The 23,610-nt window shown below is 68.4% G+C and carries 15 protein-coding genes and 6 pseudogenes; 5 read left to right on the top strand and 16 right to left on the bottom strand.

Annotation, left to right across the window (positions count from 1 at the left end):
• Positions 1–101: 101 nt before the first annotated feature.
• Positions 102–1,002 (bottom strand): annotated as a pseudogene (locus tag AB0M26_RS26885) (IS3 family transposase); the annotation flags it as partial.
• A 66-nt stretch (positions 1,003–1,068) separates the two neighbouring features.
• Positions 1,069–1,703: pseudogene (locus AB0M26_RS26890) on the bottom strand (IS5 family transposase); the annotation flags it as partial.
• A 141-nt stretch (positions 1,704–1,844) separates the two neighbouring features.
• On the opposite strand from AB0M26_RS26890, the gene AB0M26_RS26895 reads away from it, so the two are divergent.
• Complete coding sequence (locus tag AB0M26_RS26895) at positions 1,845–2,396, top strand: hypothetical protein (RefSeq protein WP_365264829.1); 552 nt, start codon at positions 1,845–1,847, stop codon at positions 2,394–2,396.
• On the opposite strand, the gene AB0M26_RS26900 is transcribed toward AB0M26_RS26895, so the two are convergent.
• On the bottom strand, positions 2,344–3,138 hold the full coding sequence (locus AB0M26_RS26900) for an IS5 family transposase (RefSeq protein ID WP_365264831.1): 795 nt from the start codon (positions 3,136–3,138) through the stop codon (positions 2,344–2,346). The genes AB0M26_RS26895 and AB0M26_RS26900 overlap by 53 nt on opposite strands.
• A gap of 421 nt (positions 3,139–3,559) precedes the next feature.
• Here AB0M26_RS26900 and AB0M26_RS26905 point away from each other — a divergent pair, with 421 nt between their 5' ends.
• Positions 3,560–4,210 carry a hypothetical protein gene (locus AB0M26_RS26905; RefSeq protein WP_365264833.1) on the top strand — a complete coding sequence of 217 codons (651 nt, stop codon included), beginning with the start codon at positions 3,560–3,562 and terminating at the stop codon, positions 4,208–4,210.
• 48 nt (positions 4,211–4,258) lie between these two features.
• Here AB0M26_RS26905 and AB0M26_RS26910 read toward each other — a convergent pair whose 3' ends face one another.
• From AB0M26_RS26910 to AB0M26_RS26965, 12 genes and pseudogenes are all read right to left on the bottom strand, one after another.
• On the bottom strand, positions 4,259–5,950 hold the full coding sequence (locus AB0M26_RS26910; RefSeq protein WP_365264874.1) for an ISAzo13 family transposase: 1,692 nt from the start codon (positions 5,948–5,950) through the stop codon (positions 4,259–4,261).
• 173 nt (positions 5,951–6,123) lie between these two features.
• Positions 6,124–6,225 (bottom strand): annotated as a pseudogene (locus AB0M26_RS26915) (RacP protein); the annotation flags it as partial.
• A gap of 4 nt (positions 6,226–6,229) precedes the next feature.
• Positions 6,230–6,682 (bottom strand): annotated as a pseudogene (locus AB0M26_RS26920) (transposase); the annotation flags it as partial.
• A gap of 268 nt (positions 6,683–6,950) precedes the next feature.
• Positions 6,951–7,124, bottom strand: a complete 174-nt coding sequence (locus AB0M26_RS26925) for a transposase (protein WP_365264834.1) — start codon at positions 7,122–7,124, stop codon at positions 6,951–6,953.
• A 275-nt stretch (positions 7,125–7,399) separates the two neighbouring features.
• Positions 7,400–8,594, bottom strand: a pseudogene (locus AB0M26_RS26930) (IS110 family transposase).
• A gap of 230 nt (positions 8,595–8,824) precedes the next feature.
• A complete protein-coding gene (locus AB0M26_RS26935; protein WP_365264836.1) occupies positions 8,825–9,862 on the bottom strand; it encodes a LacI family DNA-binding transcriptional regulator in 1,038 nt (345 codons plus the stop codon).
• 99 nt (positions 9,863–9,961) lie between these two features.
• Positions 9,962–11,389 (bottom strand): L-fucose/L-arabinose isomerase family protein, encoded by a 1,428-nt coding sequence (locus AB0M26_RS26940; protein ID WP_365264838.1) that lies wholly within the window; start codon positions 11,387–11,389, stop codon positions 9,962–9,964.
• A 254-nt stretch (positions 11,390–11,643) separates the two neighbouring features.
• Positions 11,644–11,953 (bottom strand): annotated as a pseudogene (locus AB0M26_RS26945) (L-rhamnose mutarotase); the annotation flags it as partial.
• A 65-nt stretch (positions 11,954–12,018) separates the two neighbouring features.
• The gene (gene rhaS, locus AB0M26_RS26950; protein WP_365264840.1) at positions 12,019–13,104 is read right to left on the bottom strand and encodes a rhamnose ABC transporter substrate-binding protein; all 1,086 of its coding nucleotides are present in this window, start codon (positions 13,102–13,104) and stop codon (positions 12,019–12,021) included.
• 29 nt (positions 13,105–13,133) lie between these two features.
• The gene (locus tag AB0M26_RS26955) at positions 13,134–14,201 is read right to left on the bottom strand and encodes an ABC transporter permease (protein WP_365264842.1); all 1,068 of its coding nucleotides are present in this window, start codon (positions 14,199–14,201) and stop codon (positions 13,134–13,136) included.
• Entirely contained in the window at positions 14,191–15,237 is a 1,047-nt protein-coding gene (locus AB0M26_RS26960; RefSeq protein WP_365264844.1) for an ABC transporter permease, read from the bottom strand. The genes AB0M26_RS26955 and AB0M26_RS26960 overlap by 11 nt, the downstream gene beginning before the upstream one ends.
• 100 nt (positions 15,238–15,337) lie before the next feature.
• Positions 15,338–16,879, bottom strand: a complete 1,542-nt coding sequence (locus AB0M26_RS26965; protein WP_365264846.1) for a sugar ABC transporter ATP-binding protein — start codon at positions 16,877–16,879, stop codon at positions 15,338–15,340.
• A 207-nt stretch (positions 16,880–17,086) separates the two neighbouring features.
• Here AB0M26_RS26965 and rhaI point away from each other — a divergent pair, with 207 nt between their 5' ends.
• From rhaI to AB0M26_RS26980, 3 genes are read left to right on the top strand one after another with little or no spacing between them, the layout of a single operon-like run.
• Positions 17,087–18,247: an L-rhamnose isomerase gene (gene rhaI / locus AB0M26_RS26970; RefSeq protein ID WP_365264848.1), complete on the top strand. Its 1,161-nt coding sequence runs from the start codon at positions 17,087–17,089 to the stop codon at positions 18,245–18,247.
• 5 nt (positions 18,248–18,252) lie between these two features.
• Positions 18,253–20,298, top strand: coding sequence for a bifunctional aldolase/short-chain dehydrogenase (locus tag AB0M26_RS26975; RefSeq protein ID WP_365264850.1), 2,046 nt, complete (start codon positions 18,253–18,255; stop codon positions 20,296–20,298).
• 8 nt (positions 20,299–20,306) lie between these two features.
• Positions 20,307–21,788: a rhamnulokinase family protein gene (locus AB0M26_RS26980; protein WP_365264851.1), complete on the top strand. Its 1,482-nt coding sequence runs from the start codon at positions 20,307–20,309 to the stop codon at positions 21,786–21,788.
• 34 nt (positions 21,789–21,822) lie between these two features.
• On the opposite strand, the gene AB0M26_RS26985 is transcribed toward AB0M26_RS26980, so the two are convergent.
• Positions 21,823–23,568, bottom strand: a complete 1,746-nt coding sequence (locus AB0M26_RS26985; protein WP_365264853.1) for a fatty acyl-AMP ligase — start codon at positions 23,566–23,568, stop codon at positions 21,823–21,825.
• Positions 23,569–23,610: the final 42 nt, after the last annotated feature.

Consider the following 23,610-nt stretch of genomic DNA (forward strand, 5'->3'; position numbering starts at 1 on the left):
CTGGCCCGCCGCCGCATCAGCGTGCTGTTCGCGATGCTCCGCGACGGCACCTTCTACGAACCCAGAACCCCACGCCTCGCTTGACGAAAGACATACAGGCACGTTATTTCGTGGCGGACGAGAGCGGAGACGAACTTCCGGGACCGGAACTGCGAGCCGCGGTCCGAAATGCACTACGCATCGGGCCACCTGGCCGCGGTGGGCGACGGCGGACTCCAGGGCGGCCACGGCGAGGCGGGACTGCATCCAGGAGTCGATGGAGTAGCCCACAATGCGGCCCGAGAAGGCGTCCTTGACGGCGCACAGATATAGCTTGCCCTCGCCGGTGGGGTCTCGGTGATGTCCGTGAGCCACAGCCGGTTGGGCCCGTCGGCGGAGAAGTGGCGGCGCACTCGGTCATCGTGGACGGGCGGCCCGGTCTTGGCCAGCCGTTGTCCCGGCAGATGCGCCAGGCGGTCCGCTCGGCCATCGACTCACCGGCTGCGCGGGCCTCGTCGAGCAGGAACCGGTGACCGAACTCGGGATCGTCACAGTGAGCGTCGAACAGCGCGTTGGCCCGATACGCCTCGCCAAGTTCGGCATCGGTGACCGGGCAGGCCAGCCACCGGTAGTAGGGCTGGCGGGCCAGCCCGAGCACCCGGCACGTCACCGCCACCGGCACCCGGTGAGGGGCATCGGCGGCGGCCAGCTCGCGGACGAGCGGGTACATCACTTTGCCGGCAGGTTCGCCTGCGACAGATAGGCCGCGGCCCTCCTGAGCACCTCGTTCTCCTGCTCCAGCAGCCGGATCCGTTTGCGGGCCTCGCGCAGCTCCGCCGACTCACCCGACGTCGTTGCGGGCCTGGCGCCCTCGTCGGTGTCGGTACGGCGCAGCCACTTCGACAGCGTGATCGGGTGGACCCCGAAGTCGGAAGCGATCTGTTCCAGCGTGACGCCGCGCTCGCGGTTACGCGCGACCCGCACAACGTCCTCGCGGAACTCCTTCGGATACGGCTTGGGCACTGCAACATCCTTCCAGGCCGCCTCTCAGCAAGCCAGGTCAGGTGTCACCCAACCCTGCAGCAGTCCCCCTTTGCGGGCGATCCGGACGCCGATGCGCTTGCCCAATAACCATCGACACAGGTGAGGCACTTCGTACGCCTTGTCGGCGTGGAGGCGCTGAGGCTTGGATTCAGTCGCGTGGGATTCGTGTCCCATGTGGAAATGGGACAGCATCGGCTTCGGGGCCTGGCTGTCGTGGGTGTTGGCCGCGGAGAGTCCGACGCGTAGCGGCAGTCCGTTCGCGTCGGACAGGACGTGCATCTTGGAACCGGGCTTACCCCGGTCCAGAGGGCTCGGACCTGCAAGTTCGCCCCTTTCTTGGCCCTCACGTGCGCGGAGTCGAGGACCGCACGGGACAGATCGACCAAGTTCTGCTCGTCCAGGAGCTGCAGCACCTTCTGATTCAGGCGTCCCCAGACTCCCGCCCGAGACCAGATGGCAAACCGACGATGCACGGTCGACTTCGACGCTTCGAAGCACGGCGGCAGTGCTCGCCAGGCGCAGCCGCTGACCAGCACATAGATGATTGCGGCGAAGACCGCCTCATCATCGATGTTCGCGACCCCGCCCCCTTGCGGCCGCACCCGCACCGGCGGCAGCAACGGCTTCGCGATCTCCCACAAGCCGTCCGGAACGATCCATCCCCACCGTCCACTCCCCATGTCCGGCACAACTGCCAACCGACCATGTAGGACACGGTCTAAGAAGCCGTATCTCAACCGAACGTGATCCCTTGATTCCTGCTGGTCAGGCATGGTTTCGCTCGGGTTGAGGGAGGCATCGCGACGTCTTGTGTCCGCTTCATGGTCGAGGGGTGCGCGGTGGCGTCGGTGCTGGGAATGCTGGAGGAGCGAGAGGCGGCTGCTCGCGTGCGGGTGGAGGGCTTGCGGGAGGAAGTCGCGCGGTTGGCTGCGGTGTTGGAGGCCGCGGAGATCGAGCTGGACCGGCGGGTGATCGCGCGGGAGGAACTGCTCGAGGCCTTGGCAGTTGCTGCGGCCGAGTCCACTGCCGTGACCACGACCGAGGCGGAGGAGGAAGCCGCGCCGTCGCTCGCGCCGGTGTCGGGCTCGACGGTGCCGCCCTGGCGGGAGGGGCTGCCGGTGACGGTTCTGGCGCCGGACTATCAGCGGATTCTGGGCGTGCTGGAACAGCAGCGATCCACGGGGCAGGGGCCGCTTCGAGCCAAGGAGATCGCGGTGGAGCTGGGCCTTGGGGCGACGCCGGCGAAGGTCGAGGGGCTGCGGTCGAAAGCCCGGCGCCTGGCGGAGCGCGGGTGGCTTCTCCTGGAGGCATCGGGGGCATTCAGTGCCGGCCGGCGGCCCGTGGCCGGGCCAGACGCCGGCTCATCCGCGTGACCATCGACCACCGGATCATCGCCTCGCTGGTGGCGGGCAGGGTCTCGTAGTCCCGCGCCAGACGGCGGGAGTTCATCAACCACGCGAACGTGCGCTCTGCCACCCACCGCCTGGGCAGCACCACGAACCCTGTCATGTCGTCGGTGCGCTTGACGATCTCCAACGTCAGAGAGAGTTTGTCCCGGCACCAGCCGACGAGGCCGCCGGTGTAGCCGCCGTCGGCCCAGAGGAGGGTGATGTCGCGGTGCAGGCGGCGCAACCGGGTCAGCAGGCCCGCCGCGGCGTCGCGGTCGCCGATGTTCGCGGCGGTGACCGCGACGACCAGGAGCAGACCGAGGGTGTCGGTCACGATGTGCCGCTTTCGCCCGGGTACTTTCTTCCCGCCGTCGTAGCCGCGGGAGGAGGCCGGCACCGTCGCGGCGGCCCGCACCGACTGCGCGTCGATGATCCCCGCCGTGGGCTCGGCCTCGCGGCCCTCGCGTTCACGGACCTTCCCGCGCAGCCGGTCGTGGAACTCGGCGATCAACCCATGCTCGCGCCAGCGGCGGAAGAAGGCGTAAACCCGGCCCCAATCGGGGAAGTCCGCGGGCAGCGCCCGCCACGAGATCCCGCCCGCGACCAGATAGCGGACCGCGTCCAGCAGCTGCCGGTGGCAGTAGCCCTCGGGCCGTCCGCCCCGCCCCGAAAGCCAGGCCGGCACCGGCAACAACGGCCGCACGGCCGCCCACTCCGCGTCCGTCATGTCCGACGGATACCGGCGCACCCGATCGGGATGATCGGCCGCGTTGCCGTACACGTGCGCGAGACAATCGCACGACACAGCGGGCGAGTTGAAGTCAACGGGCTCGGGCGCGTACAACAACGACAACAGGGCCTCCGGGAACCGCTCGGAATGGGGTCGCACCCCCGAGCTACCAGGAGGCCCTGCCTTCATGCGCGTACCGCCGGAAGATCACCCGACCAGGAACTCCGTTCGATCCACACGTTCCAAGATCGGTTGAGATACGGCTTCTAAGAAATGGCCCTGCATTCCTAGTTGGCACTAATCGTTCTCAACGGAGAAACGGCCTCCAGCCAGAAGCCTGGCTCAGCAGAACACCGCCCAACGCGGCAAACAGAACAACACCTGCAGCGACCCCAACGAAGGCTTTGGCACTCTCGCAGTGACCGGGGGCCGGGTGGTTGGCTACTGTACTGGTCAGGACCTCTCGTTCACCAAGCACGCTCTCGTTAAGGGCGGCGGCGCACACGCCGAAGGCGGCAGCGCAGGCGCCGGCGTGGCCCAGCAGAACATCGCGCAGGAAGGCCTGCAGAACAACACCTGCAACAACCTCAACTTCTCGGTCCTCACCGTGGACAGTGGCCGGCTGGGGGTGCGTTGCAGGAACAAGGACTCCTCATTCAGCAAGCACATCCATATCAAGGGAGGCGGCGCCAGAGCCGAAGGCGGCAGCGCAACAGTCGGCGGCGTGTTTCAGCAGAACATCGCACAGGAAGGCCAGCAGAACAACAACTGCAACAACCTCAATGCAGGCTCGACGCTCACTGTGGTCGGTGACCGGGTGCGGGCGCGTTGCGGGAACAAGGACGCCTCCTTCAATAGGCACACTCACACCAAGAGTGGCGGCGCCCGAGCGGGAGGCGGTTCCAGCACAGGTGCCGATGTGCGCCAGCAGAACATCGCGCAGGAAGGCCGACAGAACAACAACTGCCGCAACCCCAACAGCCTCACCCTCAACGCCACCGGCTCCCGCAGCACCACCGGGTGCACTGCCACCGACCGCTCAACCAACATCGGCACCATCAGCCGATAAAGCAGACCTTGCCGGACCTGAAGGGACGTTCTTAGGGCGTGCAGATCTTTAACTCGTCTTTTTGACCTTGGTTTGGGTGGGGTCGGAAGCGAGGAACGCCGCGACGTCGGCTGGTGTGCGGAGGCGGGCGGTTGAGGTGTTGATGTGGTGGCCGTGTGCTTCTAGGAGTGGGCTGACTTCCTGCTTCGCACGGCTGATGGTCATGGCGGTGACGCCGAAGAGTTGGCCGAGGAGGTCCATGGTGGCGAGTTTGCGCAGGTGGAGCACGGTGGCCAGGATCCGCTCGGCTGGGGTCAGCTTGGCTTTGGCGCCTGTACCGGGGGCGACAAGGCGCTCGTGACCGCGGCGTGTGCGGAGCACTCGCTCGCGTTGAACCTCCAGTGCAGGAGTCAGCGCGTCGATGAGCTCTCTGAGCTGTTTGCGGGTCATGCCGGTCAGCTCAGGGTCCTGCAGCGAATACGGTGTGAGGCGGTGCGGCCCGCTCGCCAACGTCTGGCCTGACGTGCTGCTGGTCGGCGTCGCGTCCAGCGGATGCTGGGGGTGGAGGGTGTAGTTCCAGTCGCCGTGGAAGCGGTGCCGGGTGATCGGCAGAGCGGCGATCTCGTCGTCGCTGACCTGGATGCCGGTGGGATAGGGGTTGGTGTCGAGTTCGGCGTGCACGGTCAGGCCGGTCTTGGTGGTGGTCGCGGCGATGCTCTCGACGATGACTTCGTGGCTGGTCAGGGGCCTTCCGCGCCAGTTCATGGTGATGTGGGAGAACAGCCGGTGCTCGATTCGGTTCCACTTCGATGTTCCGGGAGGCAGGTGGCAGACGGTGATCGTCAGTCCGGCCTCGGCGGCGAACCGGGCGAGTTCGGTCTTCCAGGTGCGGGTGCGATACCCGTTGGAGCCGCCCGCATCGGCCGTGATCAGCAGCCGACCAGCCGTTGGATAGGCAGCCCGCCCGGCGCCGTTCCACCAGCGCCGGATGGATTCGACGGCGAAAGCGGCGGTGTCGTGGTCGGTGCCCACGTTGACCCAGCCAGTGTTCGCGACGACGTCGTCGATGCCGTAGGGCACCGCCCTGCCCAGTTCGCGGTCGGGGAAGTCGTGGGTGTCGACCCGCACTGGCTCGCCTCTCGGCTCCCATTCGCGGCCGTTGTTCTTGAAGGGACCGACCAGTTCCTTCTTCTTCGTGTCCACGCTAATCACCGGAGCCCCGCTGTCCTGATGGCTCAGGGCCTGCTCGTTGAGGTAGTGGAACTGTGCGTCCCGGTCGGGGTGCTGCTTGCCTTCCAGGGTCTTCGCGTTGCTTTGCAGGCTGAAGCCCTCCTCGCGCAGGAGGTCGCCCACTGTGTCCGCGGAGATCTTGTGGCCCTGCCGGGTCAGCTGCTCGGCGAGCTTGCGGGTGGATTTGGTCGTCCAGCGCAGCGGCGACATCGGATCTCCGCGGACGTCGGGCTCGACCAGCGTGAGGAGTACCTCCCGAACGGCTGGGTTCAGATCGACGACGCGTTTGCGGCCACCTCCGGGCCGGCGGATGCGTCCCAACGGGGCCTCTCCGGACTCGAGTTCCCGCATTCCGGCAGACACAGTGGCATCACGGACACCAGCGGCACGAGCGACCGCTCTGATCCCGCCGTGGCCGAGGAACTGGGCTTCTGCTCCTATCAACAGGCGACGCTGTCGCTCGTCGAGATGCGGCAGAATCGCCCTGAACTTGGCTGCCAGCACGTCCCGTTGCCCTACTAACCCGCTCATGCCAGACCAACGAACCACCGAGCGGAAAGCCACGAGTTAAAGATCTGCACGCCCTTACTGATCGTTTCAGAATGAGGTGCGGAGTCGTCTCAAGCAGAGGGTGCACATTGCTCATCAGGGGCCTCGCAACGTGGGGGTCGCTCGGCCATTGGCCGGGCGACCCCCACGAGTTGTCAGGAACTGTTGATCAGGTCGAGGGTCGATTCGATGGAGTTGAGCTGAGCCCCGATGTGCTTGACCCACTTGTCGTTCGAGTGGGCCGCGGCATGCGGGGAGCTGGCGGAGGTTCCGAAACGTCAACCGGACCCGCGCGGGCGTCAGCCGGTGTGGTGCTGTCGGCTTCTCCCACGGGTGTCGCAGGTCGCGGGTGATCGGACGGGCGAGCCGAAGCTGGGTGTAGGCGGCGATGACCCAGCCACGTCGACCGGTCGGCCGCCTGGGGTACCCGTAACCGGGGCCTGGTCCAGCCCAGAGTCTGCTTGAACAGGCGGAAGGTGTGCTCCAGGTCGAAGCGCGGCAGGAACGCCTGCCAGGACCGGTCGACGTCCGCGTCGTGGGCGCCGGTCTTCGAGGACCACAACCACACCGCCGGCGCCGCCCGGTCCTTCGATAGGTGCTCGACCTCCAGCCGAATCAACGTACCTCGATCAGCTGGAGTTCACCTTCATGCTCCAGCCAGGCGGCTCGGTGGGTCAGCCGTGGGTGGACCCGGTCCCACGCCTGCGCGGTCGCGCGGGGCATCGGAACTTTGCTCGGGTCGGCGTAGTCAGGACAATGGCGAAGGCCTCAGCGGACCTGGCAACGGTCATCTGCGATGCAGCGGAGCAAGCACGATGAGCGCTCGTGATGCAGGAGGATGGCGCACCGTCCGGGACGGCGCTTGCGGCGCCGTGCAGGGCCGTCGTCAGTCAGGATGGTGTCATGATGGCCAATGTCGCTCGTCTTCCCGAACCTCCGGCCCGTGAGCCTGATTTCGAGGACAACTTCACCGCTCCGGCGCTCAGGGATGATTGGTGGGTCGATCATTCCTCCAGCGTGAGACCCAGCTGTGCAGCGTCCCCGGATGCACACCGAGGTCCTCGGCTACCTCCAGGATCGGCTTGCCCGTCTCGATCACGATGCGTAGAGCACCCTCACGGAACTCGGCGTCGTACTTCTGTTGCTTGGACCCCATGAACCTCTGCTCCCCCTGGTATCACGGACTCCACGGTACGAGGGGACCCTCACGTAGAACTCGCCCCGGAAGCGTGACGCTTCCGCGAACGCTTCCCTCTCGACAGCATCAGGCAGCAGACTCACCCTCGCGGCCTTCGTCTTGGTCACGTGCACCTTGGTCGGAGCACATGATCAGACGAGGGCCGCCCCCCACGTCCGGCGAATCCCCAGGTGAGCGACTCAGTTCGAGACACCATTCGAGGCCGGAAGATAAAGAACTTCCCAATGACGATGTCAAGCCGCTGTCGTGACGGTTGGTAGTACGTCATAACACGCTCCGTCGCGGATCATGGCCCACAAGACGTTGGCCCGTCGACGGGCCAGAGCGAGCAAGGCCTGTTTGTGCCCCTTCCCCTCGTTCCGCTTACGTCCGTAGTAGGCCTGCGAGGCGGTGCAGGTTCTCAGGCTGGCCATGGCGGAAAGGTAGAAGGCTCGGAGTAGGCCGCGGTGGTAGCGGCGCGGACGGCGCATGTTCCCGTTGACGCGGCCGGAGTCCCGTGGCACGGGTGAGAGGCCGGCGAAGGAGGCCAGGCGGTCGGCCGTGCCGAAGGCCTCCATGTCTCCGCCGGTGGCGGCGATGAACTCGGCGCCGAGAAGGGTGCCCATGCCGGGCAGACTGCAGATCACGGCGGCGTGACGGTGCTCGTGGAAGCGGGCCTCGACGAGCGCGTCGAGTTCGGCGATCTCCTCATCTATGGCCAGTACGCCTTTGGCGATCCGGGCCACCATGGCGGCCGCGAGAGTCTCACCGGGAAGTGCGGTGTGCTGGGACTTGGCCGCCTCAACGATGGTCTCGGCGAGCGTTGCAGCGTTCTTCACCCTGCGGTTCTTCAGCCGGGTTCCGATCCGCTTGGGTCCGCGGCGGCGTATCGATGCCGCACCTGGTAACCGGTCAGCAGGACGACCGGGCCCTTCTTGCTCAGATTCAGTGCACGCTCCAACGCCGGGGAGAATTCCATCAGTTGGGCACGCAGAAGGTTGGTCTGGCGGGCCCGATCGTTGACCAGATCCAGGCGTCGAGCGGTCAGAGTACGCAGGTCAACTGCTATCTCATCGCCAGGGCGAAGGAAGCCGAGGTCCTGGCGCATGCGCGCCTGGTCGGCAATGACGAAGGCGTCCGTCTCGTCCGTCTTGCCCTGGCCGCGGTAGGCGGTCGAGGCCTGATGCACGGCCAAGCCGGTGATGTAAACCATCGGCTGATCGTGGCTGAGCAGGAGGCAGATGAGCAGAGCGGCACCACGTGGTTGATGTCCACCGCCCACAAGGTGTCCTCGGACAGTGCGAGGACGTCTGAGATCAGCTCCAGCAGGGCCGACTCATCGTTGAGGACACGGCGAGAGAGGGGGCGATCCCCTCGCTGATCGAGCACCACACAGTGGTGATGGTCCTTGCCGATGTCCACTCCGGCCCAGATCTGGGGCACGGTCACCTCCGCCAGCTTGTCGCTACAGATCGATCCCGCAGACGACCTCGCCGACGTTGTCCTACACAGCGATCAAGTCGCGTATCCCAATAAGCGGTCGAGTCGTTACGGGGCTCCGGGCGGCCAAGTTCTTTGAGCCATCCAACGGCGACAAGCTCACAGCCACACCCAGAACCCCTGGGCCCGACGATCTTACGAATGACCGCCTCAGACTCACGCTTGGAAGGTAGGACAAGCTAGGCGCCAGGCCCCAGGAGCGGAGGGCCCGCCCGGGGCAGGCTCGAGGCGCGGACCACTAGCTCCGGCCTGAAGACGATCTTCTGATGCTCGTGAGCGCCCGCCGCGTCGCCCGTCTCCTCGATCAGCAGCCTGGCCGCCGTACTCCCGATGCGGAACGCCGGCTGCCGCACCGACGTCAGCGGCACCGTAGCGGCCGCAGCAAACTCGATGTCGTCGTAGCCCACGATCGATACCTCGTCCGGGACGCGTACCCCCGCCGCGTACATGGCCTGGAGGACTCCGAGCGCGATCAGGTCGTTGGCGCAGAAGACGGCGCTCGGCCGGTCGGGGAGGCCGAGTAGGCGGGCGCCCGCGTCGCGGCCCGCCTGCACGTCAAGGTGCTCGGCCTCCACCAGGGTGACGCTCTCCGCTGGCAAACCCGCCTCCGCCGCTGCCCGTAGCGCGCCCGTGTGCCGGTCGCGACACTGCGGCAGGTGCATGGGGCCGGCAACGTAGGCGATCCTGCGGTGGCCGCCCGCCACGAGATGGCGCACGGCCAGCGTGCCGCCCATGACATCGTCGACCGACACCGAGCAGCCCTCCTGGCTCGGCGCCACCCGGTCGGCGAAGACCAACGGGATGCCGTGGCGGCGGAACGCGGCCAGGTTGCGGCCCGTCACGTCCGCCGGGGTGACCATCACCCCGCGCACCCGCTGCTCCGCGAAGAGCGCCAGGTAGTCGGCCTCCTCGCTCGGGCTCTCGCCGCTGTTGCAGACCATCACGCCGAGCCCCGCCGCCCGCGCGGCCCGCTCGGCGCCGCGGGCCACGTCCACGAAGAACGGGTTGCCCATGTCCAGCACCAGCAGCGCCATGATCCGGCTGCGCCCGGCGCGCAGCTGCCGCGCGGACTCGCTGCGCACATAGCCCAGGCGGTCGATCGCGGAGAGGACCCTGGTGCGGGTGACCTCGGAGACCGTGTCGGGACGGTTGATCACATTGGAGACGGTGCCGACGGAGACCCCGGCCTGACGGGCCACGTCCTTGATGCTGACCATTCCACCCACCGGTTGCCGCCCCCTCCCGTGCTTCGAACTTTATCCATCTCTGTCCCTGGATCCGTGACAGCGCCTGGGGGCCCGCACCCGACGGCCGGTTCAGCGCTCCACCAAGTTCATCTCACTCAGATCCGCCACGCAGCGCAGCACCGGCACCAAATGCCCGGTGGCGAGCGCCCAGTGGTGGCCGACGCCGCTGGCGCTCCACTCGTCGGTCCACTCCCCCGGGTCACGGCCGAAGTCGACGCGGGAGGTGGTGTTGCCGATGGCAAGCAACGGACCGCCCACGACCTCGCCCTCTGCGGCGATCAGACGATAGCGCCCGTCCCTGGTCTGCCCGATGCCAACCAAGGTCACGGGGCCGTGCCGGACGTTGAACTCCACCGACACACCCCAGCCGCGCTTGCCGTGGTAGGCGCCGAGTCCCCGCAGCAGCGGCTTGCGCTCGCTGATCGCCAGATGGCCGGGCCCGTCGTGGCCCATCTCGACCACGCCGTCGCGGAAGTTGAGCGCCTGGAGCTCGGCGAACGAGCCCCCGGCGCCGAGCCGGTCGGCGATCAGCATGGCCAGCGACGTGCGCAGCTCGTACTCCCCGCAGGAAGGGACGCCGCGGGCGGTGAGCAGTGATGCTCCGAGGATCATGCCCGCGCCGAGGCGCTCGTGGACCTCTCCGCCCAGGCCGCGGTGGTGGTAGGCCAGCGAGTCCAGGTCGAAGTCGGCGACGAGGCGGTCCAGGCCCGCGGACACCTTCGCCGCCCAAGCCAGGTCCTCCTCAGCCACGGAGTCGGCCAGCTCGAACAGCTCCCTGGTCTCGGCGAGCTTGTCCGCGACCTCCGCCTCGGTGACCCCCTCCACCCGCACCCGCAGATCGTCGAACTCCAGTACCTCCACATGCCCCCCGCCGTTTGCGGTGACCATGGTCAGGTCAGTGGAGACGTCGTACATCCCGGGGTAGAGGTGGCCCATCAATCCGTGCCGGCCATTGCGCAGCACGGCCCGCACACCCGCCGCGCGGATCCAGCGGCCGATGCGGGTCCAGGCACGCGCGTCCTCCAGATGTCCGGACACCGAGCGGAACGGGATGCCGCAGCGCTCGAAGGTGTTCGCCATCTCGGGCAGCGGGCAGGCGCCACAGTAGGCGAGCCACTGGCCGGTGTCGAACGAGGCGTGGTCCATCGCCTCGGTGGGCTGGAGGTTGATCAGCAGCACGGGCACGCCGGAGCACTGCGCGATCGGCACCAGCATCGTCGCGGTCATGTAGGTGGTCAGGAAGCCGACGATGATGTCGCAGCCAGCCTTGCGCAGCGTCTCCGCGGCCGCCGCGCCTTCTTGAGCATCGGAGATGAAGCCCACGTCGACGACCTCCGCGTCGAACTCCGCCATCCGCTCCGCCACCCGTGCGGAGGACCGCCGGAGCTGGGGCAGCAGATCGGGGAACTGAGGCCAGTACGCGCCGAGGCCGCCGGCGACCAGGCCGACCCTGGGCCTGCGAGCGGTGGCGGGAATGCGGGCGGCTACACCAGCCATGGTGTCCTCGTTTCTGGTTCAGCCCGGGGTCAGCTCGACAGATGGAAGTCGATCACCCGGATAGGCGATGGGGCGTTCCTGTGGACCGCTGCTGGTACAGGTACGACAGCATCCCGTCGTGACCGGGGTCTGGGCGGGGTGGCCGCTTGCCGTGCAGGGGACGAGGGGCGCGGCGAGCCCGGCGGCGGCTCCTGCGTGGAGCACCGTCCGTCTTCGAACTCCTGCCGGTCCGTGCGTCGTTGCCCACCTCCCTGATGGAAGACCTCACTCAGCGGGCGCATGGCCTCGTCGGGCCCGGCCCCCTCCAGTTCCTCGAAGAACGGCGCCATCTGCGCCTGCCAGCGGGCGTTGACCTCCGTCTCGGCCATGGCCTTCTGCGCGGCGTCGAAGTCGCCGGTCTCCAGGTAGCCGACGAGCAGCCCGTCCTCGCGCAGAAAGAGGGAGTAGTTGTGCCATCCGGCTGCCGACAGGGCGGCAAGCATCTCCGGCCACACCGCCGCGTGGCGCTCGCGATACTCCGCCAGACGTTCGGCGGATCTTCAGCAGGAAACAGACACGCTGCACCTTCTGCTCCGTCTCCGTTCCGGCGGTCACCAGCCCCGCCGGGGAAGCTGGCCCACCGGGCACCGTCAGAAGTTGAACTTGTCGATGTTGGACTTGTCGAAGACCGTCGGCGGGCCGAGGATGATCTCGCCGTCCTTGCCGATGGTGTAGTCGCCGAGCTTGCCCGCATTGAACTTCTCGCCCTCCACGCCGGTGATCTGCCCTGACGACAGGGCTGCGGCGGCGTAGGAGGCCAGGTAGCCGAGCTTGCCCGGGTCCCACAGCGAGAACTGCTCGACGGTGCCGTCCTTGACGTAGTTGCGCATCTGGTTGGGCGTGCCAAGGCCGTTGATCACGACCTTGCCCCTGTAGGAGGAGCCACTGATGTAGCGGGCCGCCGCGGCGATGCCGACGGTGGTCGGCGAGATGATGCCCTTCAGCTTCGGGTACGCCTGGAGCAGGCCCTGCGTCTGCTGGAAGGACTTCTGGTCGTCGTCGTCCCCGTATGCGGTCTTGACCAGTTTCATGTTCCTGTACTTGGGCTTTTTCAGCTCGTCCTTCATAAACTGGATCCAGGTGTTCTGGTTCGTCGCGTTCTGGGTCGCCGACAGGATGGCGATGTCGCCCTTGTAGTCGAGCTGCTTGCCCAGGTTCCTGATCAGGCTGCGGCCGATTTCCTCCGAGCCGGCCTGGTTGATGTACACCTGCCGGCAGTCCTTGGCCGTGTCGGAGTCGTAGGAGACCACCTTGATGTCCCTGGACATGGCCTGCTTGAGGGGGCCGCAGACGGCGTTCGGGTCGTTGGCCGCGATCAGGATGGCGTCCTGCTTCTGCCGTATCAGCGTATTGATATAGCTGACCTGCGACGACGCGCTGGCGTCGGACGGGCCGACTTCCTTGGCCGTGCCGCCGTACTCCTGGGCGGCGTCGATACCGGCCTTGTCGACGATGACCTCGTATGGGTTGTTGATCTGCTTGGGCAGGAAGGCGATCCTGAGCCCCTTCTTCAGCGGAGCGTTGGGATCGGCCTTGCTGTCGGAGCCCTTGTCCGTCGACTCCGACTTGGTGTCGACCTTGGTGGTACCGCCGCAGCCGGCCACGGTGACGGCGAGGGTACAGGCCGCCACCAGCGCCATGGCGGCGCGCCGCCTGGCGGTGGTTCTGGTGTGCATGTCGGACCTCTTTCAGGTACGGGTACGGGTCACCGTTCAGGCTCTGGAAGGTCCTGGACGGATGTTGATGTGGTCGCCGCCGTCGCGTTGCGCCGGTGCCGTCGTTCGATGGCACCGGCGATCACGCGCGGGGCGAGCACGGAGGTCACGAGGAGCAGCCCGGTGACGATCACCTGGATCTCGTTGGCAACGTCGTTGAGGGTGAGCAGGTTCCTGAGCAAGCCGATCAGCAGCAGCCCGGCCACCGCGCCGCCGAGCGTGCCCTTGCCGCCCTCGAAGTCGATGCCGCCGAGGAGCACGGAGGCGACGACGACCATCTCCAGGCCAAAGCCGTTGTCGGCGCGGGCGCTGCCGTAACGCAGCGTGTACACCACCCCGGCGAAGGCGGAGAACAGCCCGGTTACGGAGAAGAGCACGAGCTTGATCCGCTTGACGCGGATGCCGGCGAAGTAGGCGACGTCCTCCTGCGCGCCGATGGCGAACAAGGACCGGCCGATCCAGGTGGCGTGCAGGACCAGGCCCGTGACCGCTCCAAGCACGACGAACAGCGCGATGGGGTACGGGATGAAGGTACCGGGGACTTTGTCCGTGGCCCACTTGGCGTAGCTCTGCGGGAAGTCGGTGACCGCCTTGCTGCCCAGGGCCACCGACGCCAGTCCGCGGAAGAGCGTGAGCGTGCCGATGGTGACGGCGAGCGGGGGCAGGCCGACCTTCGTCACCAGCCATCCGTTGAGCATGCCGCCAACGGTGCCGACGACCAACACCAGCGGGACGATTGTCTCGAAGGCCCATCCGGCGTCCCACAGTGTGCCCACCAGCGAACTGGACAGGCCGAGCATCGACGCCACGGACAGGTCAATCTGCCCGGCGACGACCAGGAGCGTCATCGGCAGGGCGATGATCGCGACCTCGGCGATGTCGTTGAGGACGAAGGAGAGATTGCCGGTGCCGGCGAAGTCCGAGGTGGTTCCGGCGCCGACGCAGAAGACGGCGACGACGAGCACGCCCACCGCGGCGTCCCATCGCAGGAATCGTGCGAGCCCCGGGCCCGCCCCCCTCTCCGAGGCGGCCTTCGACCCGACGATGTCAGGGGTCATGGCGGGCCCTCCTCTTCCTCAGCGCGCTGGTGAAGCGCAAGTTCACGATCCGGTCGACGCTGATGGCCGCGAGCAGCAGCGCTCCGGCGACGGCGTCCTCCCAGAAGGGGTTGACCTTCAGCACGACCAGGACGCTGCCGATGGTCGTCAGAAGGATGGCTCCGAGCGCCGCGCCCCACACCGTGCCGACGCCGCCGACGATCGAGACCCCGCCCACCACGACGGCGCTGACGACGGTCAGCTCCCAGCCGCGAGCGTTGTCGGCGACGACGGTGCCGAACCGGGCCAGCCACAGGGCGCCGGCGAATCCGGCGATCACCCCGGACAGCAGATAGGCGCCCAGTACCCGTCGCCGGATCGGCACCCCGGCGAGGCAGGCGCCCTCCGGGCTGGAGCCAATCGCGTACAGGTCGCGCCCGCTGCGGTAGGAGCGCAGATGGAACGCGACCGCGGCGAGCACCACGGCGGCGATCAGGGGCAGGTATGGGATGCCCAGCACGCTGCCGCTGCCGAGTTCGAGGACCCCGCCGGGCACGTTGACGGCGTTGATCTGCTCGCCCTGCGCCCACCAGTAGTCGACGCCCTGGATGATGTAGAGCATTCCCAGGGTGACTACGAGCGCGGGCACCCGCCCGAAGCTCACCAGCGAGCCGCTGACCAGCCCGCAGACGGCGCCGATCGCCATTCCGAGAAGCAGGACCAGCACGACGTTGCGGTCGGTCCCTGAGGCGAACCTCCCGCACGCGAACGCGGAAAGCCCGACCAGCGAGCCCACCGAGAGGTCGATGTTCCTCGTGATCACCACCACGGACTGCCCGACCGCGAGGAGCACCAGGATCGAGGCGTTGAGCAGGAGGTCCTTGATTCCCTGGTCGCTGAGGAAGCTGTGATTGACCAGCCAGGTACCGAGGATGAGCAGCACCAGCGCGCCCGCGATGCTGATCTCGCGGGCCCGGAAGACGGCGTCGATGAGCGAGCGCGCAGAGCGGTCGTCTGCGCCGGTGGGCGCCTTGGGCTGTTCGAGCGTGGCCGTCATGCCCCTCTCCTCTGCTCGTACTCCGCTTCGCTTTTTGCGCCGAGAACGGGACCCCGCTCCGCTCGTGCCTCGCAGCGCAGAATCCCGCACGCCGGCGTATTCAGCTCCGCGCGCATGCCGCCTTCCCCCCGAATCCGTTTTTTCCGCTGGCTGCTGCCATCACCAACTCCCCCGTCGCCTCGGCGCGTGGGATCTCCGCGACCAGCCGGCCCTCGTGCATGACCAGCACCCGGTCGGCCATGCCCAGAACCTCGGGCAGGTCGGAGGAGATCATCAAGACGGCGAGGCCCTGCGCGGCGAGCGAGGACAGCAGGCGGTGCACCTCGGCCTTCGTGCCTACGTCGATGCCCCGGGTCGGCTCGTCCACGATCAGCACGACCGGCTCGGTGGCAAGCCACTTCGCGAGCACGACCTTCTGCTGGTTGCCGCCCGACAGGACACCCACCGCGTCCGACAACCGGCTGTACTTGAGCCGGAGTTTCACCGCCCAGTCTGCGGCGCGCCCGCGTTCCAGCGCCTTGCGTACCAGCCCGCTGCGGCCCAGTTGGTCGAGGCCGGTCAGCCCGATGTTGCGTTCGATGGAGAGGTCCATCACCAGGCCACGCTGCTGCCGGTCCTCCGGCACCAGCGCGAGCCCGGCGTCCATAGCAGCGGTCGGCGACCCCTTCGGCAGGATCCTGCCCTTCACCCGCACCTCGCCCGCGTCCGGGCGGTCCACTCCGAAGACGGCCTGCACAACCTCCGTGCGGCCCGCGCCCACGAGTCCGGCCAGCGCCACGATCTCGCCATGCCTCACGTCGAACGTGACGTCGCGGAAGACGCCCTCACGGGTCAGCCGGCGTACGGAGAGCGCGACCTCGCCGACCCGGGTGTCCTGCTTGGGGTACAGCTCGTCGAGGTCGCGCCCGACCATGAGTCGCACCAGCGTGTCCACGCTGAGCCGGTCGATCGCGTCGCTGGACACCCGCCGCCCGTCCCGCAGCGTCGTCACGCGCTGGCACAGCCGGAAGATCTCCTCCAGCCGGTGCGAAATGAACAGCACCGCCGCGCCCTCCGCTCGCAGCGCCTCTACAACCGTGAACAGCCGGGCCACCTCGCTGCCACTCAGCGCGGCGGTGGGCTCGTCCATGATCAGCACCCTGGCGTCGAACGAGAGCGCCTTGGCGATCTCCACGATCTGCTGGTCGGCGATGGACAGGCCGCGCGCGGGCCGGTCAGGGTTGAGGGCGACGCCGAGGCGCCCCATCAGCGCCGCCGTCGCCTCCCGCGCCGCCCTGCGGTCGATCCTTCCCAGTGACCGCCTCGGCTGGCGGCCCATGAAGATGTTCTCGGCGATGGAGAGGTCGGGGAACAACGCGGGTTCCTGGTAGACCACCGCGATCCCTGCGTCCCACGCGTCCCCGGGACCGTGGAAGTCCACCGGCCGCCCGGCCAGCAGCACCTCCCCGGTGTCCGGACGGTGTACCCCGGCGAGGATCTTGATCAGGGTGGACTTTCCCGCGCCGTTCTCGCCAGCCAGCGCGTGGGCCTCACCGGCGTGGAGTTGTAGGGAGACGTCCTGGAGGGCCCGGACCGCACCGAAGGACTTGCTCACGCCGCGCAGCGCAAGGACGAGGACCGGGTCCGAATCGGACTGGTACATGACGGTGCTCCGTGAAAGGTTTCAAGGGACCTGCCCGGGAAAGCTAGGCCCTGCCGGAGGACGCGTCAATGGTGCCCACGTGAGGCTCGACGAACACGACTGCGCAGCGCGGAAGATGGGCACCGATTCCATCGGCACCCTTGATGCGCACACGGGGCATGGACCTAATCTGTGGTGTGAAACGATTCACCATAGAGAGGCGATGACGTGATCGACCCGGCCGCCGTGAAGGCCGCGCTGAAACGGCAGCGCATCGAGACGCCATCCTGGGCGTACGGGAACTCCGGCACCCGCTTCAAGGTCTTCGCTCAGCAGGGCGTGCCCCGCACTCCGCACGAGAAGCTCGAAGACGCCGCCCGCGTCCACGCCCACACCGGCATCGCCCCCACGGTCGCCCTGCACATCCCCTGGGACAAGGTGGACGACTACGCCGAACTGGCAGCCCACGCCAAGGCCCTCGGCCTCACCCTCGGTGCCATCAACTCAAACGTCTTCCAGGACGACGACTACATGCTCGGCTCGGTCACCAACCCCGACCCGGCCGTGCGCCGCAAGGCCCTGGGCCACCTCCTGGAGTGTGTCGACATCATGGACGCCACCGGCTCGCGCGACCTCAAGCTGTGGTTCTCCGATGGCACCAACTACCCCGGCCAGGACGACATCCGGGCCCGCCAGGACCGCCTCGCCGAGGCCCTGGCGGCCGTGTACGGGCGCCTCGGCGGCAACCAGCACATACTGCTGGAGTACAAGCTGTTCGAGCCGGCCTTCTACACCATGGACGTGCCGGACTGGGGCACCGCCTACGCCCACTGCCTCAAGCTGGGGCCCAAGGCCAAGGTGGTCGTGGACACCGGGCACCACGCCCCCGGCACGAACATCGAGTTCATCGTCGCCATCCTCCTGCGCGAGGACAAGCTCGGCGGCTTCGACTTCAACTCCCGCTTCTACGCCGACGACGACCTGATGGTGGGCGCCGCTGACCCGTTCCAGCTCTTCCGGATCATGTACGAGGTGGTCCGAGCCGGCGGCCTGGACTCCGAGATCGTCTTCATGCTCGACCAGTGCCACAACATCGAGCCCAAGATCCCGGCGATCATCCGTTCGGTCCTGAACATCCAGGCGGCCACCGCAAAGGCCCTCCTCGTGGACAGCGGAGCGCTGTCCAAGGCCCAGCAGGCGGGCGACGTCCTGGGCGCCAACGCCGTCCTGATGGACGCCTACGACACCGACGTGCGCCCCCTCCTCGCCGAACTGCGCGAAGAGATGAACCTCCGCCAGGACCCGCTCGCCTCGTACCGGGAGTCCGGCTGGGCGGGGAAGATCGTCAACGAGCGCGTGGGCGGCCGGCAGGCCGGCTGGGACGCGTGAGAGAAATGACCACCGGCACGCACCCCGACGTCGCGACCCTTCTGGACCGCTCCCACCGCCTGGGCGCCGACCCCCGCAACACCAACTACGCGGGCGGCAACTCCTCCGCCAAGGGGGTCGCCACCGACCCGGTCACCGGCACCGAGGTGGAGCTGATGTGGGTCAAGGGCTCCGGCGGCGACCTCGGCACCCTCACCGAGGAGGGCCTGGCCATCCTGCGTCTGGACCGCCTGCGCGCGCTGTCCGCCGTCTACCCCGGCGTGGAGCGCGAGGACGAGATGATCGCCACGTTCGACTACTGCGCCCACGGCAAGGGCGGCGCGGCCCCCTCCATCGACACCGCGATGCACGGCCTGGTGGACGCCCCCCATGTGGACCACCTCCACCCGGACTCCGGCATCGCCCTGGCCACCGCCGCCGACGGCGAGGCGCTGACCCGGGAGTGCTTCGGCGACCGCGTCGTATGGATCCCCTGGCGGCGTCCGGGGTTCCAGCTGGGCCTGGACATCGCCGCCGTCAAGCGGGCCAACCCCCAGGCCATCGGCTGCATCCTGGGCGGCCACGGCATCACCGCGTGGGGCGCCACGTCGGAGAAATGCGAGGCTGACTCTCTCGACATCATCCGCACGGCAGAGGCGTTCATCACCGAACGGGGCAGGCAGGACCCCTTTGGGCCCCTGCTCGACGGCCATGATCCGCTGCCCGACTCCGAGCGCTTCGCCCGCGCGGCAGCCCTGGCCCCGGTCGTCCGCGGCCTGGCCTCCACCGACAGTCCCCAGGTGGGCCACTTCACCGACACCCCTGAAGTCCTGGACTTCCTCTCCCGCGCCGAGCACCCCCGCCTCGCCGCGCTCGGCACCTCCTGTCCGGACCACTTCCTCCGGACGAAGATCCGCCCCCTGGTCTTGGATCTGCCCGCCGATGCCCCGCTGGAGCAGGCGGTGGAGCGTCTGAAGGAGCTTTACGCGGCCTACCGCGACGACTACCGCGCGTACTACGAGCGGCACGCCGAGCCGGACTCGCCCCCGATGCGCGGCGCCGGTCCGGCGATCGTCCTCGTTCCGGGCGTGGGCATGTTCTCGTTCGGCAAGGACAAGCAGACGGCGCGGGTCGCGGGCGAGTTCTACGTCAACGCGATCAATGTCATGCGCGGGGCCGAGGCGATCTCGCGCTACTCCCCCATTCCTGAGCCGGAGAAGTTCCGCATCGAGTACTGGGCACTGGAGGAGGCGAAACTGCGGCGGATGCCGCCGCCCAAGCCTCTGGCCACCAGGATCGCCCTGGTCACCGGGGCCGGCTCCGGGATCGGGAAGGCCATCGCCGAACGTCTGGCGGCCGAGGGCGCGGCCGTCGTCGTTGCCGACATCAACGACGGCGCCGCGCAGGCGGTCGCGGACGGACTGGGCGGCCCGGACAATGCGGTGGCGGTCACCGCCGATGTCACGGACGAGGAGCAAATCGCGGAGGCGTTCCGGGCCGCGGCCCTCGCCTTCGGCGGCGTGGACCTCGTGGTCAACAACGCGGGCCTGTCCATCTCCAAGCCCCTCCTGGAAACCACGGCCGGTGACTGGGACCTCCAGCACGACGTCCTGGCCCGCGGCTCATTCCTGGTCTCCCGTGAGGCCGCCCGCGTCATGATCGCCCAGGGGCTCGGCGGCGACATCGTCTACGTCGCGTCCAAGAACGGCGTCCTCGCCGGCCCGAACAACATCGCCTACGGAGCAGCGAAGGCCGACCAGGCCCACCAGGTCCGCCTGCTGGCCGCTGAACTGGGCGAGCACGGCATCCGCGTCAACGGGATCAACCCCGACGGCGTGGTCCGCGGTTCCGGGATCTTCGCCGGTGGATGGGGGGCGAAACGAGCCGCAGTCTATGGCGTGCCCGAGGAGAGACTCGGCGAGTACTACGCCCAGCGCACGCTGCTTAAGCGCGAGGTCCTCCCGGAGCACGTCGCCAACGCGGTCTTCGCCCTGACCAGCGGCAACCTGACACACACCACTGGGCTGCACATCCCGGTGGACGCCGGCGTGGCGGCGGCCTTCCTGCGCTGAGAGGTTCCGTGAAGTCCTTCGCCGCTGTAGACCTGGGCGCGTCCAGCGGGCGCGTCATGGTCGTCCGGGTCGCCCCCGGCTGGCTCGCCCTGGACGAGGCCCACCGCTTCCCCAACCGCCCCGTCCGCGTCGGCGGCACGCTGCACTGGGACATCCTCGCCCTCTACCAGGGCGTCCTGGACGGTCTGCGGAAGGCAGGCCCGGTCACCGGCGCTGGCATCGACTCCTGGGCGGTGGACTACGGCCTGCTGGACGCCGACGGCGCGCTGCTGGGCAACCCGGTCCACTATCGCGACTCCCGCACGGAGGGCGTACCACAGAAGGTGTTCGCCCTGATACCGCAGAAGGACCTCTACGCGGCCACCGGCATCCAGAATCTGCCGTTCAACACGGTCTTCCAGCTCGTGGCGGCCCGCGAGAGCCCCCAGACCAACGGCGCCGCGACGCTGCTGATGATCCCCGACCTGATCACCTACTGGCTGACCGGCATCCCTGGCACGGAGCTGACCAACGCCTCCACCACCCAGCTCATCGACCCCGGAACGGGCAGCTGGTCAACGCCGATAGCCGAAGCTCTGGGCATCGACCTCGCCCTCTTTCCGTCGCTACGCGGGCCGGGCGAGTCGGCTGGGACGCTGCTGCCGGACGTCCTGAACGCCACGGGTCTGCACGACCCCACCCCGGTCACCGCCGTCGGCTCCCACGACACCGCCTCCGCTGTGGTCGCCGTCCCCGCCGCCACCGGCGACTTCGCCTACATCTCCTGCGGCACCTGGTCCCTGGCCGGGCTGGAGCTCCCTGGCCCCGTCCGCACCGAGGAGAGCCGCCGCGCCAACTTCACCAACGAACTCGGCGTGGACGGCACCGTCCGTTACCTGCGCAACATCATGGGCCTGTGGCTCCTCCAGGAGTGCCTGCGCGCCTGGAGCGACCCGCCCCTGGCCCCCCTCCTCCGGGAAGTCGCCCGCGCCACACCCCTGCGCTCCGTGGTGGACGCCGACGACCCGGTCTTCCTGGCCCCCGGCGACATGCCTGCCCGCATCGCCGGCGCATGCCGCGGCGCGGGCGAGCCGGTCCCCCGCGACCGTGCCGAGACCGTGCGCTGCATTCTCGACAGCCTCGCCCTCGCCCACCGCGCCGCGATCACCGACGCGCAGCGCCTGTCCGGCAGGTCCGTCGACACGGTCCACGTCGTGGGCGGCGGCAGCCGCAACGAGCTGCTGTGCCGGCTCACAGCCGACGCCTGCGGGCTCCCCGTTGTCGCGGGACCCGCCGAGGCGGCGGCACTCGGCAACGCTCTCGTCCAGGCCCGCGCTGCCGGCGCCGTCCACGGTGGCCTACCGGAGCTGCGTTCCCTGCTGCGCGCGACCCAGCCGCTGTGCCGCTACGAGCCCACGACGCATCCAGCGGAACGGTCCTCTTGGGAGCGGGCCGCGCGCCGGGTAGCCTCCCGAAAGAGCGCGAAGATCTCCACCGGGCAGGAGGCGTGATGCGCCTCGCTCTCTTCGCGACCTACGTGGCGTGTCAGCGCGCGGCCGCTTCCGGTAGTTCGCCGGCCAGATACTGCGCTCGGCACGCGCTGCGCTGGACCTTGCCACTGGTGGTGCGGGGCAGCGCGCCGCGGCGGATGAGAAGGACCTCGTCCGTACGCAGCCGCTGCCCGTCGAAGATGGCGCGGCGTACGTCCTCGCGCAGCCGTTCGGCGCCGTTCTCGCGCAGTACCTTGCCGTCCGTCTCCATCACAACGACGAGGCTCTCGGTGACGCCGTCATCTACGGAGAACGCGGCGGCGCAGTTGGGGCGTAACCCGTCTGTCGCGCTCTCGGCGGACAGTTCGATGTCCTGGGGGTAGAAATTGCGGCCGTTGCGGATGACGACGTCTTTCAGGCGGCCGGCCACGAAGAGTTCGCCGTCGTGCACGAACCCCAGGTCGCCGGTGCGCAGATACGAGTCGCCGGGCTCGTCTGCCATCTCGGCTGCGAAGGTCTCTCGGGTCTCCTCGTCGCGGCCTCGGTAGCCGAGGGCCACACATGGGCCGTTGATCCAGATCTCGCCGACCCGCCCGTCCGGGCAGGTCGCGTGGGTGGTCGGGTCGACGATCCGGACCCGCGTGGCGGCTGATGATCCCCCGACGCCGATCAGCGGCTGTGACCCTGCCGCGCCCTCCTTGTGCAGCTCCACACGGCCCTCACGGAGCGCGTCGGTGCCGAGCCACAGCACCGTCGGCACCCTGTTCGATGGGGAGGCCGTGGCCTTGAGGGTGTTCTCGGCCAACCCGTAGCCGGGGCACATCGCCTCCGGTGCGAAGCCCGCGCCGGTGAATGCCTCCGTGAAAGCTTTGATGGAGCGGTGACGCACCGGCTCGGCGCCGTTCACGGCGACCCGCCACGCGGACAGGTCCAGCATGCCGCGAGACCCTTTCTCCGCCAGGTCGGCCACGCACAGTTCATAGGCGAAGCTGGGGGCAGCGGCGTGGGTGCCGCGAAACCGGGACAGCGCCTCGAGCCAGCGCAACGGCCGACGGATGAAGGCAGCGGGTTCCATGAGGTATGCCGGTATGCCGGAGCAGAGCGGCAGAAGCACCCCGAAGAGCATCCCCATGTCGTGGAAGAGGGGGAGCCAGGAGACGACGACACCGTCCGGTCCGGTGGGCCAGATGTCCTCGGTCTCGGCCACGTTGTGAAGGAAGTTGGCATGCGAGACCATCACGGCCTTGGGGCGCCCGGTGGAACCCGAGGTGTACTGGAGAAGTGCCACGTCGTGCGGGCCGGGTGCGGGCCCGTCCCAGCGGCCCGTCTCTTCGGACAGCGCCTCGGTGTCGACGATTCGCAGCCCGGCCAGCTCCGGCACACCGGCGAACCGCTCCTCCAGATCACTTTTGATCGTGCCGGTGGTCAGGACCGTGCGCGTCCCGGCGTCGTCGGCGATCCGCCGCAGCCGCTCGAGGCCGCGGCGCCGGGTGGGCACCTGTACGGGGGCGGCGGCTACCCTGGCGTACATGCAGCCCAGCAGGGTGCGGACGAATTCCAGGCCGGACGGGTAGAGCAGAAGGGCACTGTCGCCGACGCCGAGCCCGGCGGCCGACAGCGCGGCGGCCCGGGCGAGGGCATCCGACTCCAGTTGGCGGTAGGTGAGTTCACTGTCGGGTGTCTCACCGTCCCGCAGATACACGTAGGCGGTCTGGTCCGGCTGTCTGAGGCTGCGCAGAGCAAGCGCTTCCGTCACCGTGCGGACGGCAGCCGGTACGTGGTCCTGACGCTGTGGGGCCATGGGTGTCGGGTCCTTTTCTTTGGCCGCAGGGAAGTGTGACCG

This window comes from Streptomyces sp. NPDC051776, assembly GCF_040681345.1.
In the GTDB taxonomy this organism is placed as follows: Bacteria; Actinomycetota; Actinomycetes; order Streptomycetales; family Streptomycetaceae; genus Streptomyces.

What these genes read in the sequence shown, in the direction of transcription:
- AB0M26_RS26900 (WP_365264831.1), bottom strand. Translation starts at nt 3,138, where the DNA reads ATGACGGACGCGGAGTGGGCGGCCGTGCGGCCGTTGTTGCCGGTGCCG.
- AB0M26_RS26960 (WP_365264844.1), bottom strand. Translation starts at nt 15,237, where the DNA reads ATGACGGCCACGCTCGAACAGCCCAAGGCGCCCACCGGCGCAGACGAC.
- AB0M26_RS26910 (WP_365264874.1), bottom strand. Translation starts at nt 5,950, where the DNA reads ATGAGCGGGTTAGTAGGGCAACGGGACGTGCTGGCAGCCAAGTTCAGG.
- AB0M26_RS26955 (WP_365264842.1), bottom strand. Translation starts at nt 14,201, where the DNA reads ATGACCCCTGACATCGTCGGGTCGAAGGCCGCCTCGGAGAGGGGGGCG.
- AB0M26_RS26895 (WP_365264829.1), top strand. Translation starts at nt 1,845, where the DNA reads ATGGTCGAGGGGTGCGCGGTGGCGTCGGTGCTGGGAATGCTGGAGGAG.
- AB0M26_RS26940 (WP_365264838.1), bottom strand. Translation starts at nt 11,389, where the DNA reads ATGGCTGGTGTAGCCGCCCGCATTCCCGCCACCGCTCGCAGGCCCAGG.
- AB0M26_RS26985 (WP_365264853.1), bottom strand. Translation starts at nt 23,568, where the DNA reads ATGGCCCCACAGCGTCAGGACCACGTACCGGCTGCCGTCCGCACGGTG.
- AB0M26_RS26965 (WP_365264846.1), bottom strand. Translation starts at nt 16,879, where the DNA reads ATGTACCAGTCCGATTCGGACCCGGTCCTCGTCCTTGCGCTGCGCGGC.
- AB0M26_RS26935 (WP_365264836.1), bottom strand. Translation starts at nt 9,862, where the DNA reads ATGGTCAGCATCAAGGACGTGGCCCGTCAGGCCGGGGTCTCCGTCGGC.
- rhaS (WP_365264840.1), bottom strand. Translation starts at nt 13,104, where the DNA reads ATGCACACCAGAACCACCGCCAGGCGGCGCGCCGCCATGGCGCTGGTG.
- AB0M26_RS26975 (WP_365264850.1), top strand. Translation starts at nt 18,253, where the DNA reads ATGACCACCGGCACGCACCCCGACGTCGCGACCCTTCTGGACCGCTCC.
- AB0M26_RS26925 (WP_365264834.1), bottom strand. Translation starts at nt 7,124, where the DNA reads ATGGGGTCCAAGCAACAGAAGTACGACGCCGAGTTCCGTGAGGGTGCT.